At 38.2% G+C, this 18,269-nt stretch carries 13 protein-coding genes and 1 riboswitch; of the genes, 2 read left to right on the forward strand and 11 right to left on the reverse strand.

All coding sequences use genetic code 11. From position 1 onward, the window contains the following. Nucleotides 1-6: 6 nt before the first annotated feature. The 9 genes from IGJ39_RS10745 to IGJ39_RS10785 form a co-directional block, all read right to left on the reverse strand. Nucleotides 7-681 carry an HAD family hydrolase gene (locus tag IGJ39_RS10745; RefSeq protein WP_010734725.1) on the reverse strand — a complete coding sequence of 225 codons (675 nt, stop codon included), beginning with the start codon at nt 679-681 and terminating at the stop codon, nt 7-9. Between the two features lie 114 nt (nt 682-795). After that, complete coding sequence (locus IGJ39_RS10750) at nt 796-2,268, reverse strand: helix-turn-helix domain-containing protein (RefSeq protein WP_065096064.1); 1,473 nt, start codon at nt 2,266-2,268, stop codon at nt 796-798. Further along, the gene (locus IGJ39_RS10755) at nt 2,246-2,809 is read right to left on the reverse strand and encodes a hypothetical protein (protein ID WP_065096065.1); all 564 of its coding nucleotides are present in this window, start codon (nt 2,807-2,809) and stop codon (nt 2,246-2,248) included. The genes IGJ39_RS10750 and IGJ39_RS10755 overlap by 23 nt, the downstream gene beginning before the upstream one ends. A 121-nt stretch (nt 2,810-2,930) precedes the next feature. Continuing rightward, nucleotides 2,931-4,022 (reverse strand): DUF916 and DUF3324 domain-containing protein, encoded by a 1,092-nt coding sequence (locus IGJ39_RS10760; protein ID WP_065096066.1) that lies wholly within the window; start codon nt 4,020-4,022, stop codon nt 2,931-2,933. A 155-nt stretch (nt 4,023-4,177) separates the two neighbouring features. Then, nucleotides 4,178-4,915: a WxL domain-containing protein gene (locus IGJ39_RS10765; protein WP_019724077.1), complete on the reverse strand. Its 738-nt coding sequence runs from the start codon at nt 4,913-4,915 to the stop codon at nt 4,178-4,180. 17 nt (nt 4,916-4,932) lie between these two features. After that, on the reverse strand, nt 4,933-5,721 hold the full coding sequence (locus IGJ39_RS10770) for a WxL domain-containing protein (RefSeq protein ID WP_019724078.1): 789 nt from the start codon (nt 5,719-5,721) through the stop codon (nt 4,933-4,935). A 38-nt stretch (nt 5,722-5,759) separates the two neighbouring features. After that, nucleotides 5,760-6,485 (reverse strand): WxL domain-containing protein, encoded by a 726-nt coding sequence (locus IGJ39_RS10775; RefSeq protein ID WP_065096067.1) that lies wholly within the window; start codon nt 6,483-6,485, stop codon nt 5,760-5,762. After that, the gene (locus tag IGJ39_RS10780) at nt 6,482-6,865 is read right to left on the reverse strand and encodes an LPXTG cell wall anchor domain-containing protein (protein ID WP_010734718.1); all 384 of its coding nucleotides are present in this window, start codon (nt 6,863-6,865) and stop codon (nt 6,482-6,484) included. The genes IGJ39_RS10775 and IGJ39_RS10780 overlap by 4 nt, the downstream gene beginning before the upstream one ends. A gap of 31 nt (nt 6,866-6,896) precedes the next feature. Further along, complete coding sequence (locus tag IGJ39_RS10785) at nt 6,897-11,741, reverse strand: hypothetical protein (RefSeq protein ID WP_081277421.1); 4,845 nt, start codon at nt 11,739-11,741, stop codon at nt 6,897-6,899. A gap of 795 nt (nt 11,742-12,536) precedes the next feature. Here IGJ39_RS10785 and IGJ39_RS10790 point away from each other — a divergent pair. After that, nucleotides 12,537-12,719 (forward strand): hypothetical protein, encoded by a 183-nt coding sequence (locus tag IGJ39_RS10790; protein WP_143352731.1) that lies wholly within the window; start codon nt 12,537-12,539, stop codon nt 12,717-12,719. A 405-nt stretch (nt 12,720-13,124) separates the two neighbouring features. Here the strand turns inward: IGJ39_RS10790 and mgtA are convergent, their stop codons facing one another. Beyond that, nucleotides 13,125-15,773, reverse strand: coding sequence for a magnesium-translocating P-type ATPase (gene mgtA, locus IGJ39_RS10795; RefSeq protein WP_023520136.1), 2,649 nt, complete (start codon nt 15,771-15,773; stop codon nt 13,125-13,127). Between the two features lie 343 nt (nt 15,774-16,116). Continuing rightward, nucleotides 16,117-16,289, reverse strand: a riboswitch (M-box (ykoK) riboswitch). 143 nt (nt 16,290-16,432) lie between these two features. Here mgtA and ndk point away from each other — a divergent pair. After that, nucleotides 16,433-16,867: a nucleoside-diphosphate kinase gene (gene ndk / locus IGJ39_RS10800; RefSeq protein ID WP_010734714.1), complete on the forward strand. Its 435-nt coding sequence runs from the start codon at nt 16,433-16,435 to the stop codon at nt 16,865-16,867. A 180-nt stretch (nt 16,868-17,047) separates the two neighbouring features. Here the strand turns inward: ndk and IGJ39_RS10805 are convergent, their stop codons facing one another. Next, nucleotides 17,048-17,914 (reverse strand): helix-turn-helix domain-containing protein, encoded by an 867-nt coding sequence (locus tag IGJ39_RS10805; protein WP_066025490.1) that lies wholly within the window; start codon nt 17,912-17,914, stop codon nt 17,048-17,050. Between the last annotated feature and the right edge of the window lie 355 nt (nt 17,915-18,269).

Raw genomic sequence — 18,269 nt, forward strand, 5'->3', positions numbered from 1 at the left:
AGCCGTTTATTTTTTTCCTTTTTGTTTTTCTAACATCTCCAACACGATCAAAAGATCGGTACCTTCTGCTAAGATCGATAAATCTGCTTTTTCTCTTTCGGTATAAGCCCGATCAAAGCTTGAATCTGGAATCAAAACAACACCCATTCCTGCTCGTGATGCGGCGGTCGCACCAACCAAAGAATCTTCCACTGCAAAGGCTTCTGACGCTGTCAATCCCGACCGCTCTAGCGCAGTTAGATAAGGAATTGGTGAAGGTTTATTTTCAGACACTTCATCCCCAAAGGTATATGTATGAAAATAAGGCTTCAAAGAAAATTGATCCAAAATATTGTTTGCTCGTTTTGTTACCGTCGTCGTTGCGAGACCAAGAATGAGTTTTTGATCATTCAATTCTTTCAATACTTCTTTTGCATGAGGTTTTAATTGGATAGCGCCACTATGCAGTTGTTGATAAAAATATTCTTCTCGTTTTTCGCGAACCTTTTGTACCATTTCCGGTGTTCCCGCCATTTTGATCAACAAATCATAGCTTTGTTTCCAATTTTTTCCACCCCATGTATCAACGATTTCTTGAGGTATTTCGATATCAAATTGCTTGAATCCCCATAGCCAACCGTCACGATAAGTTCTTTCTGTATCAACTAATAGTCCATCTAAGTCAAATATTGCACCCTTCATATCCACTGATCCTTTCAAAAAAACAATATCTGTAGTGTATCATGTTTTTTCATTCAAACCAATGGGATCTCAAGCATTTTTGTTATGAGTGGTAATTACATTCACCCTCCGTACTCAATTATTCGGATTCATTTTAGTTATTTTATTTCTACGAATCTTTAATAATTGATTCGTAAAATTAGCCCAATCGACTGCCCTTGGAGGAACTAACCATATGATTTGGAACAAGTCTCCAAAAGAACAGATTTCTTTATCTGTCAAAAGTAGATCTGTTTCATCATCTGCCTTCGTTTGGTAGATGATATTCAAGTCAGAGATTTTCTGGATATTATTTTTGATCAACGCATTAAATTGCGGACCAAAGGAAAAATCAATACAAATACGAAGAGGTTTCAATTGTTGATCGATCGGTAAGGTATCCATCATCACTAACACATAATGAAAAAATAAAAATTCTTTTGCGAGCCAAATTTGCTTGTTCTTTTTTTGTTTTTTGATGTAATCTCTGCAAAACAAAAAATATTCTGGATACATTTCATAAAAATAAGTGACATCCAGGTTATTATTGTCATCAATATTTTCTTCTTTGAAATATTTGATCTTCAAATGCAAGACCGTCAGCTGTCTTCTGATTTCTTTTAGCTGATTCTCTGAGAGAATAAATGCTTGCCCAAGTTCTTCAAGAAATAAGTCATTCAAGGCAAGTATTTCCTTTAGTGTCACTCCCTCAATAAGTTCCGGCTCATTGATTGCGCCTTCGACAACAAGATAAGCAAAAATCTGTTGCGCTTCGCTATATAGCTCTTTTTCCGTATCGATCTTTGCCTCTTTTTCAAGCCAAGAAAATATGCTTCGAAAGAAATCATTAGTTTCTAACATTTTTTTATTGAATGTCAATTGACTTTTTTTATTCTCGGACATTCGCCAACCTTGCTTTATTCGAATCAAGCTGACTGAAAGAAAATGTTGGAGTTTTGTTTCACTAAAACCTGTAAAAGAAGCAGCGAATTTCGGTTCAAGCAACCGAATCAATTCTTCCACTGGTTTCGTGATCTCTGTTGGATAAACCGAATAAGCCCGTCCGTATAATTTGGTGAAATAAAACGTCACCAATCCACGTACAGAGCCTTCTTCCCCACTTAATAAGAATTTTTTTGTGACTGTAAGTTCTTTGTCTGCTAATCTCGTACGCATGTCTTTCAGCTTTTGGTAGACAAGGGGATGACTGATATAATTCTTGATCGCATAGTCATTGACAGATTCGAACGTTTCAAAAAATATTTCTTGTAACATCAAAAAACCAAAGGAATGGCGGACATACATTTCACCTAAAATTGTCGAATTCCCTCGACCACTCTCAATCAGTCGGACGTTATTTCCTTCGAAAAACAGTTGAAATTCATCCGTTAGCCCATAGTCCACAAAATCATGTGACAATTCTTCCATTGACTTATTCAGCAAAAAATAAGAGATATCCAATTCTTCCAGCACTTTTTCATGATTTTCAATTAAAAGTGGCTTTGTTTCCAAATAACGTAGCAACTCTAACTTTCGTTGCGCTGGCTTATCTAAAAATAGTTTGAACATTTTGATTTCCTCTACCTTCTGGTTTTTCTCCATAGAGTATCGTACCTGAAAATAAGTAGCTCATTGCTGCCATCTGACTATTATCTGAACTAGCAGAACCAGAACCACTCGACTGTGGCAACATCACTTGGCTATGAGAGTGATCATCAGAAAAAAATTGATCATCTAAGGTTATTTTACGTGATGTACTAGCAATCTGGCTAATAATATCGCCCTGGTTATCTAATAATTTTGTTTTGTTTGGTCGCTTTTTTTTAGGAATTGAAGAATCTTGATACGGTAATTCGGCTGGTGGTTGTTCTTCAACTTTCTGCTTTTTGTTATTTATAATTGCAGTATCTTGTGATTGTTCGGTGTGTTCAACCTCTGCTTCTTTCTCATCCGTTACAGGACGTTGGGGAGTAACTGGTTGAATTTGGATTTCTTCTGTTGGATTCAACGGATCATAAATGATCGTTTCTGCATATATATAGTTGGAAGATTCAAAATAGACTACCGCGAACAAAAGTGTTCCTAATATGGCGATTTTTTGTCTTTTCACTTTTCTCCCCCTTTTTTGATTAGACATTTTTAGTAAGTGAAACCATACGTTTCCAAGCAAAAATTGTCTGACTAATCTTATTTATTTGATCAGTCAGACGTTTTTTTATCAGGGATTGATATTATTTATTTTCAGATTCGTCTTCATCTTTTTGTTTTTTTCTTTTCCAAAAAATAAATAGAAGTAAAAGAATCAATAATAATAGGATACCGAATAATAGATAGATCCAAGTATTGTCTTGTTCGATCGTCACATCTTTTTCGTTTAATTCCCTAGCAACTTCGCCTTTGATTTCAAAGTCTTTTTCAAATTCCCATTTATATTTATAGGTTTCCTCAGAGCCATTAGAAGTTTTGACTTTGTATTCTCCATCTTCAGCTTTTTCGCCGTAAGCAGTCATCTTCATCGTATACTTCCCTGCTTCCAACTTTTCACCATTTAAAGAAATGGGGTAAGCAAAGTGAGAATTTGGCGCCATTTGCATACTTTCGGCTTGGCTTTCGTACAGCACTTCAGCTGATCCTTTTTTCGTGATCGTTGTTGCTACATTCAATTGATTCAAGTAAACCGCTTGAGGGTTTTGCAAATGTACATTGATCACATTTCTCGCATTGACTTGTGCGGGTTCCACTTTCGTTGCTTTGAGATCAGGCTTGATCGCTGTCATATTTTGACGGATCAATAATGCAACCACATAAGAATACTCATTTTTGATGGCTAACCCTTTATCTTCTGAAGAAGAACTCTGGGTGTCATCCGTTTTTTCTTTAAAAGTGATCCCGCCTGCCATGACACCATCAAATTTTTCTGCTGGCATCGTGACTGTGATTGGCACTGTCACTTCCGAATGTTTTGGTAACGTCACTTCTGGCTCTGCTTTCGCATAATCTTTTAAATTGTAAACCAAACTATTATCGGGTTCAATTTTATTTTCACCATACTCCACCACACCATTCAAATTAGTTGTTGCACTGTTGATCGTGGTTTCGATCGTGATGTCGTTGTCTGTGTCATTGCGTAATTGGACTTCGATTGTTTGTTGTTTGTCAGGTTCCATCAATAGATCGAAATATGTTTTTTCTTTATCGATTTGATTTTCAGGAATCACTGGGGTAACCGCAAAATTAAATTCTGATGCAAAAGTTGATTGGACTGGGACCATACTTAGCATGGCAACAATGAGGCTGACAATAAGGATAAATCTTTTTTTCATAATATTTTTAACTCCCTGATAAATTAGATGTTGGCGAGGCTATGACAGAAGCGTTCTATCCCTTCAAAGGTAACTAATATCACTGCGTTGCACCAATTTTTTTGAGGTCAAGACAAAAAGTTCTTTCACTTTTGCCTTGACCAGATTGTATTCGATTAGTTTCCTGGCGCATCTGTTAACGTCCAAGTGAACGTTGTTTGATAAGCTTTTGCGTATTTTGTCGTTGAACCTGGTACTTCTAGTGCAATACTATTTTTCGCAGTATCCACTGAATTTCCCCAATCCATCAAATACGTTCCAGCACCTTCACCATTTTTCGCACTCATCACTAATGATTCACTACCACTTGGATCTAAGCTGAAAGTTGCAACGCCTGTTGGTTTTGCTGATTGTGAACCAGTCACGACATTACCATTTGATAATGTGATTTTTGCACCTGTCAATTCTTGGTCTTCCGCTGTTTTGAATTGTGCATTTTGTTTTACTTTCAATGTCCAACCTGTTTCAGTTCCGCGGTTGTCAGATACTTGAACAAAGTTTGGTCCTTCTTTTTCAACATCACTTGCATCTTTATATTTTTGTGCTGCAGCATAGTATGTTTGCGTTTTAGACGTGATTTTTTGTTCACCGAAGACTAGACTTGAAGCAAAGTCGATCGACAATGGTCCATTTGTACCTGGATTTGGCTTACCATCAGGATTTGTTGGATCAACTGGCGTCACTGGTTGTTCTGGATCAAGTGGATCAACTGGATCAGTCGTCTCTGTATTTGGCACATAATTGATGACACCATTTGAAGTATACTCTCCACCATCAGCTGCTGCTACGCTAACTGTGCTGAATACTCCGCCTAATAACATTGTAGATAATAAGATCATTTGTGATTTTTTCATTTTTATTTTCTCCATTCTTAATTTCCTGGTGTATCAGATAGATTCCAAGTTAATGTTGTTGAGTACGTGACTGCATCTTTCGGCGTTTTACCCGGGATGGTCAATGAAACACTTTTTGTAACCATTGAGGATACGTCTTTATTTTTTTGGTCTTTCATTGTGATTGTCTCCACTTTATCCCCCCACGCTTCGATCCACGTACCAGAACCTGCATCTTGTCCTGCACTTAGAACAATCGATTCTGCACCGTTTGGATCTAAGGCGATTTCAGTGGTCGCAGTCGGTGCAGCCACACCCTCTGCATTTGATTTGACTACCGGATCTTGCAATTCGATTACCGCGCCAGTCAACGTGTTGTTTAATGTGTCATCGTTCTTAAATTGACCGTTTTGACATACTTTCAATGTCCAACCAGCATTATTTCCTCGGTGATCAGACACTTGGACATAATCTGGTGTGACTAGATCCGAAAATGTGCCATCGTCATTTACATAAGTCTGTGCTTTGGCATAATAGGTTTCTGTTTTATTCGATATCTTATTCATGCCGAAATCAAAACTTGAAGCAAAGTCGATCGATAGTGGCCCTTTTGTACCTGGTTCTGGGTCGGTTCCATCTGGATTAGTTGGATGAACCGGTTTGTCTGGATCAGGGTCGATTGGATTGACTGGATCGGTTGGTTCCGTATCAGGTATAAAATTGACCGTACCGTTACTTGTATACTTTGCTTGATCGACTGCTTGGACGGTAACCGTAACTCCTGTCAAAAGACTAATGATCATTAAACCACTTACTGTTTTTTTCATACGATCCCCCAAAGTGATTCATTTTCTGCCTTTTTCTTTTATGGTGCTGGAGTAGATTTAAGGCTCCATGTCAATGTGGTTCTATACTCTTTCGCTAATTTGACCGTTTTACCTGGTACGTTAAGTTTTACAGCAGTTGCGCCTTGTGTGGCATCCGTACCAAATTTGTAGATCCAAGTTCCCATGCCTTTACCCGCGTCAGCAGTCATCAAGACTGATTCGCTTCCAGGAGTCAATGTGTTTTGTGTTACTAGATCTGGTTTGTATTGATCATCCATGATCGATGCACTTGCACCGTTACTTAAGGATAGTACTGCACCAGATAACTCTTCATCAGCAGCAGTTTTGAATTGACTGTCTTGCTTGACAGATAAGCTCCATCCTTCTTGTGTTCCACGTTTGTCTGTTACTTGGACGTAGTTTGGTCCGTCTGTTCCATCTTTGAATGTTTGGATCTGTGCATAGTAGTCTTTTGTGACAGTAGTGATTTTTTGTTTCCCAAATTGGAAGCTTGAAGCAAAATCAATTGATAATGGTCCGTTCGTCCCTGGATTTGGTCCATTTGGATCAGTTGGATCTACTGGTTCTACCGGACTTGTTGGATCAGTTGGATCAACCGGGGTTGTTGGATCGGTATCTGCTTCAAATGCGATCACTCCATTTGTCTCATAGCTTGCAGTTTCATCCGCAGCAAATACTGTGCTTGTTCCTACTAGTGTACTAAATAAAATAATTCCAGCTGTTAACAACGTTGTCTTTTTCATTTTTCTCTTCTTCTCCTTTTTATAACAATAATTATCAATACGATCAAAAGAAGGAAACTTCCAATAATCGTAAATTGTTTACTTCTGTATTCTCCAGTTTTTGGTAACTGTTTGCTATCCCCTTGTATCGCCTCTTGCTGTTCCACAGTTGCTCCATTTTTTTCAGAGGACGTTTGATCCTCTTGAGTAGAGCTGGGGGAAGTTGGCTCACCCACCCCTTCTTCGGAACTGCTACTTCCTGCTTCAGGATATTCATAGGTGCCATAAAATCCTGTAACACCCTCACTTTTGAACGATTGCTCTTCATCGGCTAGACCAATTGGCGTTTGAGTAAAAAGAAGTCCTAACAACACAAGGATCTTCCACCTTTTTTTCTTCATCTTTCCCACCTATTCTCTATCGTCGTGTTTTCTATGGGTTACCAGGGGCTGCAACCAATGACCATGATAATGTTCCTTGATAACTTCCGACTTTTTGTTTTTCCGGAGGAACAGTTAACTTGATTCCTTTGTTGTTCGTTTGTCCCCACTCTTGATTGACAAGATATTCACCATTTGTCGTCAGTGTCTTCTCTTCCACGATCACTGCATTAGGGCCGAGTACGGTATTCTTTGTACCGTCTGTAAATGAAAGTGTATTAGAAAGTTGGGTTGTCCCCGAAGTCAAAGGTTGTTTTTCAGTGACTGTCAATTGCCAGCTATCCCGTTCAGAACCTCTTGTATCTTTCACGATCAAATCACCTTCGATCAATGGCCAATACGTTTGAGTCGTTGTCTTAACTTTTTGTGTCTCGAAATTCATCGTATTTGGTACTTCTTTAATCTCTAATGTTCCTGTAATTGCTACATTGATTGTTTTTTCAGTTGTTATTCCATTTAGTTGATAGCTATACGTCGTTGAAACATTTTTTAAAACTTCCGCTTCTGTCGCATTCTTGATTGCTGAAAACGTTGCGTCTGTCAATGTTGGTACTTGATTCGCACTGCCATCAGCTAAGATCACTTGTGCCAATGTTCGTTGATTCAACTCTTGTTGAGACGTCAATCCATTGGCATCAGATAAACTCATCCGAACATCTTTTGCATAGACGGCAAAACTGCGATCCGTCGAAATCGTTGCTTCATTTTTTACAACAATCAAGTTTGCTTGTTGTTCCTTTTCATTCCCCGTCGTACCGACTTTGTAATCAATGACATGTTTTCTGGAAACTTCATCTGCTGCTAGTGGTTGCTTGATTTCATCCATCACATCAGCCGTGATCGAATCCGTAAAGAATGGACGTCCCTTCGCCTCCATCAATGTTAAAATCGATTGTTTATCGACTAAATCTTGTGCTTCTTTTTCAGAAATGATCACATTTTTAGCAGAAAGCTCAGCTGCATTCGAATACTTCACTTTGACTTCATAACTGTATTCGCTATCTGGCGATTGCCAATCGATCGTTGAAGAATCCTTTTGTTCAGCAATCGTTGTTGAGGTATCTCCTTTTTTTGAACTGATGATTTCTGCTTGGTACAACCATGAACCAGTTGTTTGTGTTTCTGGTTCAAAGCTTAATTTTGGTGTGATACCTTTTCCTGATGGAATCACCAAGCGTCCTTTTTGAACTTTTGTACCTGCAGTTTCTGTGCCCCATGCATTCAAGACTAATGGCGCATTTCCTTCTTTCACTTCACTGACGTCATGAAAAATACTTCCTTTGCCTTGAGCAATCCCAGGATTTTCTACTTCATAATCGATAACTGAACCAGGTATGGCGATACCATAACCACTACCGGATTTTGAGACATCGTTATCTCCGATGAAGCTTTTCCCAGTTGCTTTTTCAGTTCCTCTGAAATTCAAAGGTGTTAGCTTTGTTGCATTGGCAATCGTTGGATTGATTGTCAAAACTTGATAGGCTTTATTTGCACCGAACCATGTACCGGTACTATCTACTTGCGTTGCTGAATCTCCAGTAGTTGACTTGATCCAGACTAATTCATCTTTTGCAGGATCAGGAAACTCGACATCTGAAATATTGACTTTTCCTGTTCCAGGAATCGTTTCTAAAGTGGCTTCATCCTCTATAGTTAACTTAGCTGCTGAAATTAAGTTACTAGAAGTTGAAACGCCGATCCCAGCATTTTTTGACAGATGGATGTTTCCAAATGAATGATAGGTTGTTGCATGATTGGCAGCAGTCGCAGATAAACCATTTTTGATATTTCCGCCATTTGCCATTAATTTCAATCCGTTTGTTACATTTAATTCGGTGAAATTGACGATGCCTAGTCCAGTAAGATTGATTGGATCAGTTTGATAGTTGTTTGTACCATCGACATTTTCACCAAAATTGAACACGACTTTGTTGGTACTAGCACTAGCGATCGTATTCGTAAAGTTATCACTGGCTGCACCACCGGATAAACCGTTGATGCTGACCGCTCCTTGAACATTAGCAGTAACATTACGCAAAATTTTTCCACTGCTGATATTGGAATACTGTGTAGCATACAGATTACCAATACTAGAACCCTCCGCTTGGATATTCATCTGGATCGAGCCATTTTTGGTGTACGCAGCATTACTACCACCATCCCCATAAATGCTCGCACCATTTAATGAATCCACACCTGGTTTGGTAAAGATATTCAACGTAATCGTATTGTCTGCAGATGTCCCCAAATTCGTGTTTTGTCCATATGGTCGTCCACCTGTGATATACGTATTACCCGGCAACTTGAATTCACCGTCATAGTTTCGTAAATCGATGAGTAAACTAGCATTTCCAAGTAGTGACCCATAGTTTGTGATACCACCAGAAAAGCCATTAGAACCAGTTCGTGGAGTACCAGAGAAGTTCCCACCATAGATGCGATTATCTGAATTTCCAGTGACAGTATGTCCACCACTTGCGCCATAGGATGCACCCATTGAAGCATTAATGACGCCTTCATAAACGGTCACTCCTACGTTTCCGACAATTTTTTTGTCATCCCATCCGCCACCAGATAAGAACCAGTCTACTTGACCATCATTGACGATGGTTTGTCCGTTACCATACACACGTGTACCTGCATAGCCTGTACCTTCTAACGTATCAGCGATTCCACCATTTAATATGTTTGAACTATTTCCTTCAATAACCCCTGAATAAGAACCACCATAAGTCCATCGCGCTACAGTATTATTTAATATTGTTTGTGTATCTCCTTTAATATAGATGTCCCATGTATCATTTGAAGCAGGATAACCACCTCCACCTACAACGTCCCAACCAGAAGCTTCCCCCCGATTTTTCTTCGTGGTCGAATAGGCTAAATCGGTTGGCATTGATCCGGAATAGGCAAAGCCAGCTCCGCCGATTGAACCATCTGCATTAGCCGTTCCAACTTCAATCGTTGTGTTACCTTCGATGTAGCCACCGCGACCTGCTGCTGTTGTCCAAATTGCACCATTATTGAATGAACCACTGACTAATTTTGAGGTGATGTTACCGAAGACTTTGAACTCTGCCGCAGCTTTGGCTAAATCCGCTCTTTGTTGTGGTGTATACGCATCATAGGTTGTTTCATTTGATGCCCCAATCCCACTTTTATTGAATTTAACCACGTTATTGCCGGCGCCCCCATTGAAGTCATTGATTCCACCGGCAGATGGGGTTCCTGCTTTGACCGTATTCGTGATATTCCCAGTGACCGTACCGGTATAACGATTGCCGCCTTCAAATTCTGCCCGTCCAGCACTGTATAAACTACTATCCAAATTTGTTTCGATTCCGTCAGTTGAACGATTGGTTCCGATATTTCCTCGAGAGGACCCACCGATGAATCGTTCCCCTGCGCCGTACCAACGACCATAACCTGAGATGTTATTGGTTACTTTTCCACCAATATTCCCGTAGATGACACCACCATAAAAGGTACTTAATTGAAACCCTGTTGCACTATTGGTAATCCCGATAGTTGTAGATACAGTGCCCGTAACATTTGCTGTATTGGTCGCACTGGTTCCATTTCCACCACCGTACAAATTTGTGATTCGTCCACCCGCATTATTGATAATCGTAGAGACGTTTCCATCAACGGTACCAATATTAGCTCCCCCTGCTAATGTATTGATTCCCCCATTATTCGTATTGTTGATAACGATACTCGTATTCCCTTTCAGCGTACCGCCATTTTGATTACCACCAAAGATATTCCATGTATAAGAACCTGTCGTATTGATAGTGATTACCGGATTCCCTACGACATCTCCTGAATTGGTTCCACCATAGATTGAAATACCATTACCGTTTGCTCCCCCATTCAAATTCAAGCTGTGTCCATTCATATAGAAGTAAGAGCCGGTATAGCTAATATTTCGTAAAGTAATCGTTGAACCAAAGTAAGCATTCGCAGTAAAAGCAAGTGTTTTTGCACCAGATGGTACCGTTAAATCTTGTGTGATTGGATCATCTGAATGGCCAGTGATCACTAGTTTATTTACTTTATCTTTTAATGAGGCAAACGTAGCGTTAGTTGCATCGACCGTACTTGGAATATTGTTAGCGACTGTTGCAGCTGTTAATGTGACGTTTGATCCCATATACATGACGTAATCTTGCATATTGCCCGCATGATACAAATCATTTAATGCCGCTTTTACTCCGGTATCTGATGCAGCATATGTCTGGTAAGCTTGCGTACTATCTGTAGGATTTGGTACAACAAGTACTTTCGTCTTATCCGCGGTAGCAATCGTATCTTTGATCGAAGCATCTGTACTTCTCAAAGAGCGGAATGCCTGTTGTTTAAATACTGCTTTTAGTTGTAGATCCTTCGTCACTGTTAATTGGCTGATTTCTTCATTCGTATAGAGTTTGCCTTCAACTTCCCAACCGTACAATGGTTGATCATCCGCAAAACTCGGGATATCATTACTTGCTAATTTTTCGTTTTCCTTCACTGTCAGTTCTTTAACTTCCGCTCCTGATTCGAATAAATGAGTGCTATCTGTCATAAAAGTTAAAGTAAAGTGTTTTTCTTCAGTCGTCGATTCTTGTGTCTGCGCCTCTGACTGTTTCACCTCCTCTTTTACTGATTCTGTTGTCTGTGTGACTGTCTCTTCACTTTGCATGGTTTGATCAATCGACTCTTCTGTTTGAGTTGTGGGTGATAGAGTGACTGAGTCATTTTCAGCATCCACTGCCTGCACGACGGTTGACAATGGAGAAGTTATTCCTGAAAAAAGAAGCATTGCGGCAACACACATAACAATATTTTTTTTCATCTTATCTTCCCTTCTGCTTCATACAACAAAATTAACTTATTGATAATTATTATTGCTTGCTTGATTCTTTTTGTATTGTATAATGTTAAATCCAGTTATTTTTAAAAAAAAATTCTTTATTACTGAAAAACGATTATTTTTTTTCAGAGCATATTATTTGACTTTTAAAAATAACAAGTGATTTTAAAAATTCAATTGGAAGTAAAAAAAGCTGTTATATCAACGTTAATCATGTGTCGCTAATTCGCTTTATCACTCATTTTCTGCTTATTTAATTTTCTACCATGAAAAACGAATGAAATTTTCATGAATTATAATATAGTAAAGAACCAGTCATTTTTTTAAACGGCTATTTTTCCGAGTGCGTTTTGTTGTTTTTTTATTTCGAGTTTTGCATTATAATCTTTTTTTTGTTTATACTCATCGAATGACCATGCGTAATCCCTTCAAAAATAAATACATTCTATTCCCAAACACCATTTTTCATAAATAAGCCATCATTCATAAAAATTTGTAAAATACAATTTTTCATGAATGATGGCTTATTTGTTTGAACACTTATGTTCCGACCTTAAAGGATCAATTTTAGACTCCACTATTTTCGACTCAAACCTCTGTAACAAAAATTTTATCGACCTGTCTCAACATTATTAGCTACCGATCTAAACAAACAGCTATTTTTATAAACGATAGCGCAACTATTCGTGACCGTAACCCCAACTACACTCACTTATCATTAGTTATTCGCTTAAATCTACTTAGAGTAACTACGACAATATATCATTCCCGCTTCTATTGAAGCCACGATTCCCAGCATACTCTTATGATCGTATTTCCCAAGAGTATTTCCCCGTCGGATTGCTTCAATTGATCCATTCTTCGCCCCCTTATCCCGTTGCGAGTCAAGAAGTGAGACAAATGATCCATTTGATTCAATGTTTGATCGAACTGCTATATCAATGGTTTATCGTTATCTAGTTTTTCTAAAAATCAAGCATTTTGAGTCTTACTTGAATCATAGATTTTCTTTATCCAACATAACAATAGCTGGCAACGGGTAATAATAGATTGCTTTTAAACAATCGCTCGAACACATTGTATAACGCTCGTTTCCGTTATATTTAAATATAATTTATTCTTTTTTGAAAAATTATTTAAATATAACTTACGCGAGTACTTGACTTTTTTAGTAGCGCAGAAAAAAATAGATTAGGTATTTAAAATACCTAATCTATCAGCGTTTTACTATTGATGGAACGATGCAGCGATTCACTAAAATTTTATAGAATAAGCGAACCATTTAAATGAAGTTTATTTTTTTATTGAAATCTTACCTGAAGGATGCTCAAATTCCTCGTACGAAAGTGCAGAAAAGATTTTATTTTACAATAGTTCTCCAAATTTATTGATATAGATTTTTTTCATGAATGTAACTAATCCTAAATAAGCGATAACAGTCACGATCAACCAAATCCAATAGTTAGCTGGTAATGGTAACAATCCTAGTCCTTCACCAAAATTAGTAAAAGGAAGAACAGAACCTACTAGAATACCTAATGTTGTAATTGAAAACATAATAAAAGTGGCATTACTTTGCAAGAAAGGCACTTTAGGTGTCCGTAACGCATGTAACACTAAGGTTTGCGTCCATAAAGATTCAACAAACCAACCAGCATGGAACAATGCGATAAATAGAACTTGTTGTGAGCCAGTTAATGTATGGTAACTTCCACCAACAACTGCTGGACAAATCACAAAGTACATCAATAGATAGGTCGTGATGTCAAAAACGGAACTCGTTGGTCCGAAGTACACCATAAATTTGCCAATACTTGATGCTTCCCATTTTTTTGGTTCATGCAAATATTCTTTATCCATTCTATCCCATGGCAAAGAGATACAAGATACATCATAAATCAAATTTAAGAATAAAATTTGTAACGGTAGCATAGGTAAAAATGGAAGGAATGTACTAGCTACCAAGACAGAAAACATGTTGCCAAAGTTTGAACTAGCTGTCGCTTTGATGTATTTCATAATATTGCCGAAAGTCTCTCTACCTGACAATAATCCTTTTTCTAAAATCATCAAATCTTTTTCTAACAAGATAACATCCGCTGATTCTTTTGCAATATCTACTGCTGTATCTACTGAAATACCGATATCTGCGACTTTCATTGCTGGTGCGTCGTTAATACCATCGCCTAAAAAACCTACTGTGTGACCATTGTTACGTAAGGCAGTGGTTAATCGTGCTTTTTGTTGCGGATTCAATTTGACAAAGACATCATGTGCCTCAGCAACTTTTCCTAATTCCTTATCAGACATCTCAGCGATTTTCTCGCCAGTGATCAATTCATTGATTTGTAAGCCTACTTGTCGACAAACAGAACGTGTGACCAACTCGTTGTCACCAGTCAATACTTTTACAGCAACACCATGATCTTTCAAAGCTTTCAATGCTTGTTTGGTTGTTTCTTTTGGTGGATCAAGGAAAGCAAGATAGCCAATCAAGACCATTTCTGACTCATCTTTCACTGAAAATTCTCCAACCACACTTGGATTCGTTTTTTGCGCGACACCGATCACACGCAACCCATCTTCATTCAAGTCCTTCACTTTCGCCAAAACTGTTTCTCTTTGTTCAGCAGTCAATGGTTTGACTTCACCACCAAGGTCGATGTATGAAGAGATACTTAACATTTCTTCGATCGCACCCTTTGTGATCATTTGCGTTTTTCCAGCTGGGTCAGCCACCACGACACTCATTCTTCTACGTTCAAAATCAAAGGGGATTTCATCTACTTTTTGATAACGAATCTTCTCTGTATCTAACGTCTCAACTGCTTCATCAATAATGGCAACATCTAAAAGATTCTTTAATCCAGTTTGGTAGTAACTATTCAAGTAGGCGTGGCGCAGTACTCGGTCATTTTCATTTCCTTCACAATCCATGTGGTATTCTAAAATAATTTTATCTTGAGTCAATGTACCTGTTTTATCTGTACAAAGGACATCGATCGCACCAAAATTTTGAATGGCATTTAGATTTTTGATGACTGTTCCTTTTTTCGCCATAGCACTGGCACCTTTGACCAGATTTGTCGTAACGATCATCGGTAGCATTTCTGGTGTTAACCCAACAGCGACTGATAAACCAAACAAGAATGCTTCTAACCAGTCTCCTTTTGTAAATCCATTGATCACGATCACAGTTGGTGCCATCAATGCCATGAATTTGATCAACAACATGGATGTTTTTTGGATGCCTAATTCAAAGCTTGTTTTTATCGGTTTTTGTGATAAGTTTTGTGCCACATGTCCAAACATCGTGTCGTTCCCAACAGAGATGATGATACCTTCTGCACTACCACTAATCACATTGCTTCCCATGAATGCAATATTTTCATAACTCGTTTCGCTTTGTGTTCTTCCAGAGCACACAGTCGCATGTTTCTCAACGGGATAGCTTTCACCCGTTAATGCCGCTTGTGAGATAAATAAATCTTTGGCAGAAAGTAACCGCATATCCGCTGGGATCATATCCCCTGCAGATAAACGTACTTGATCCCCACAAACGATTTCCTCCATAGGAATTTCTTTGTATTCACCATCTCGTTTTACGGCAGCTGTTACTTTCACCAATGATTTCAACTTTTCAGCAGCTTGGTTCGAACGTACGGATTGGATCAAGGTCATCGTGCCACTGACTAACACCATGGCAAAAATGATGATTACACCAAACAAATCTTTATCTGCTGGAGCAGCTAATAGATACTCGGTGATAAAAGAAATAATTCCTAAAGCAATCAATACTAATGTGAAAGGGGTGATAAACGCCTTGATCACTTCTACAATAAACGGCGTTTTCTTTCCATATGAAATACTGTTATTTCCATAAGTTTCTCTTAAATTTTCCACTTGTTCTGAAGACAAGCCTTTTTGTGTTGTTTGAAATAAGTCAAATAACTGTTGCTTATTTTTACTAGCAAAACCAGCGTAGACTTTTTTTGTTTCTTTCTTTTTTTCCATCTCGTGTTCCTCCTTTGATCTTATCAAGCACACACTGATATCTGTTGTGCGCTTGATCGTTTATCTAATCAACGGAGACAGAGTGTTCTAAAGGCGCTGAGAACAGATAGATAATAGTCTCAACATACCAACGCTTTGTCTCCTTGTACACCGGACTTTCATCCATTTGTTCTCATCTCCTTTCGTTTACTTAAATTACTTTCTTGGCCGACTACTGGATACTTCAACTTCCCAACTTGATCACCCTCTAACACCTTTTTATTTGAAAAAACAGATTGGTGAGAAACAAAAAACCTTTCGCCAAAACTCAGCGAAAGGTCAAAAAAGTGCACAAAAAAAAGCATGGATGATCTACTCGTTGAGTTTTGGCACTATACAACGTAAAAAGCAAAAGAGCTTTTAGCTACCTTATGAAAAGCCTTATCTCGACAATTCCTGTTCTACCCATTGGCGTCTCTCGACATTTTTGGGCAGTAGCCTATGTTTGTATAGGAGCCTCACCTAACAAATCTTATTCAGTTTTTCCTCACCTAATGTAACAACTATTGGCTGGAATGTCAAACACATTTTCAAAAAAGTTGAAACTCTAAGGGATTCGTTTGTCATGTTTTCTTTCTCTAGGTATAATGAACCTATCACAACAGATCGGAGTGAAAGATATGGAACGTACACTTGTTATTATCAAACCTGATGGGGTAAGACGTCATTTGATTGGCCGAATCATCCAGCGTTTTGAAGAAAAAGGATTCGCAATCGCTGAAATGAAATTCGCGACGATGACTGAAAAACTAGCAAAAGAGCACTATCAACATCTATCTAATCGAAGCTTTTTCGATGACTTGATCGACTATATGACTTCTGGTCCAGTCGTCTATCTGGTATTAACAGGTGAAGATGTGATCGATCTCGTACGCAAAATGGTCGGTGCAACAAAAGCAGCGGATGCCGTTCCTGGGACGATCAGAGGCGATTTTGCCTTACCTGGTACAGAAAATATCATTCACGCTTCGGATTCACGAGATGCAGCCAATACTGAGATCACACGTTTCTTTCCGCCATTCGATACAAAGAAAGTAGAAGATGCGAAAAAATAAATTTTTTGCTCACTGACTTTTTGAGTGCATCAATTTTTGATCATCTTATTGATATGCCAGTCCTTCTGTTAGAGGTCATGCTCCACACGTTTAGTGAGAGGATTGACTCAATACTAGAGGGACTGGTTTTCCTTTTGTATTAAGTCAAATGCCCACTAAATAGCCGCTTTCAGCAAATCTCTAGCGTTGTGCTTGGATAGACAATAGTTTTTCTTCTAATTCATCTCGCTCTTCTTTGCCTAAGGTATACTCGATCACTGCAAATAATGACTCAAACTCCTCTTTTTTGATTGGTTCCCCTAATGCGGTGGCGATCAATCGACGATAATAATCGGACATCAAACTCTCGTAAATGACTGCTGTCTTTGATTTCAAACCTAAACAACGATACATATCTTCATTAATGCTTCGTGCTTTTTTATATCTTTTTTTGTCGATATAATAGACAGTTAAATTCTTTAAAAAAAGAAACAAACACTGATCATAACCTGACTTCATTGCTTTACGCATTCTTTTTTTAATTTTCAAATAATTGTTTTCGATAAAGGAATCGCTGAAAATAAAGGGGAACTCTGCTAATAAGTCTAGTTCATATCGACCAAATTCTTTCAGTTTCATAAAGTAATCTTCGATCATTCGTATCTCATATCCCAAAAATTCCAATTGGATATCTGGCTTCACACTTGATTTCCAATACATATGTATATTCAGTACGAGATAGTAAAGATCAGCCGTTCGCTTAAATTGCTTGCGATTGTCGGCGATTTCTTTGTAGGGATCAAAATCATCCTCCTGAACTTTATTCAAAAGATTACGTGTTTTTCTCGTTTTCCGTGGTTCTTCCACTTGATTTCGTAGCGATTCGTATTCAGTAAGTGTGATATTCAACCGATCAAGAAATGCCATCAGTGTTAAAAAAGAAATTTTTTTGATCGTACGATTCTCGATCCCCACAAGCGAAGTTTTTGAACAGATCCCTTCTGCCAATTGTGACTGTGTCAACTTGCGACTTACCCGTAATTTTTTGATCAATTCTCCATCGTGCATAATATGCCTCCTTTAGTGTGTGCATTTTCCAATAAGATCCTCTTCGTCAGAACAACAACCGAAAAAGAGAAATAACTATCGAAATATTTATTGCATTCACTAATTAAGTACGCATAAATAAAAAAAATATTTGAAGAACAATAAAAAAACTTCTAAAAAGTGAAATTACAACTTTTTAGAAGTTTAGTAAGGTTGTGAAAGAAGCGTTCAGCACTGAATAATAAGGCAGAAAAAGCAAAAATGGCTTTTTCATTTTAGGTTTTTTGACTTATTACTGAAGTGTTGCTGATTGAACACCGTTGATCCAGGTTGTGAAAGAAGCGTTCAGCACTAAATAATAAGGCAGAAAAAGCAA

Source organism: Enterococcus sp. AZ140, from assembly GCF_051714405.1.
Classification (GTDB): Bacteria; Bacillota; Bacilli; order Lactobacillales; family Enterococcaceae; genus Enterococcus_B; species Enterococcus_B pernyi.

Bases quoted from the DNA above. Each gene is read 5' to 3' on its own strand.
- IGJ39_RS10745 (WP_010734725.1), bottom strand. From the start codon at position 681: ATGAAGGGTGCAATATTTGACTTAGATGGACTATTAGTTGATACAGAA.
- IGJ39_RS10805 (WP_066025490.1), bottom strand. From the start codon at position 17,914: ATGCACGATGGAGAATTGATCAAAAAATTACGGGTAAGTCGCAAGTTG.
- IGJ39_RS10785 (WP_081277421.1), bottom strand. From the start codon at position 11,741: ATGAAAAAAAATATTGTTATGTGTGTTGCCGCAATGCTTCTTTTTTCA.
- ndk (WP_010734714.1), top strand. From the start codon at position 16,433: ATGGAACGTACACTTGTTATTATCAAACCTGATGGGGTAAGACGTCAT.
- IGJ39_RS10750 (WP_065096064.1), bottom strand. From the start codon at position 2,268: ATGTTCAAACTATTTTTAGATAAGCCAGCGCAACGAAAGTTAGAGTTG.
- IGJ39_RS10770 (WP_019724078.1), bottom strand. From the start codon at position 5,721: ATGAAAAAAACAGTAAGTGGTTTAATGATCATTAGTCTTTTGACAGGA.
- IGJ39_RS10765 (WP_019724077.1), bottom strand. From the start codon at position 4,915: ATGAAAAAATCACAAATGATCTTATTATCTACAATGTTATTAGGCGGA.
- IGJ39_RS10760 (WP_065096066.1), bottom strand. From the start codon at position 4,022: ATGAAAAAAAGATTTATCCTTATTGTCAGCCTCATTGTTGCCATGCTA.
- IGJ39_RS10780 (WP_010734718.1), bottom strand. From the start codon at position 6,865: ATGAAGAAAAAAAGGTGGAAGATCCTTGTGTTGTTAGGACTTCTTTTT.
- mgtA (WP_023520136.1), bottom strand. From the start codon at position 15,773: ATGGAAAAAAAGAAAGAAACAAAAAAAGTCTACGCTGGTTTTGCTAGT.
- IGJ39_RS10775 (WP_065096067.1), bottom strand. From the start codon at position 6,485: ATGAAAAAGACAACGTTGTTAACAGCTGGAATTATTTTATTTAGTACA.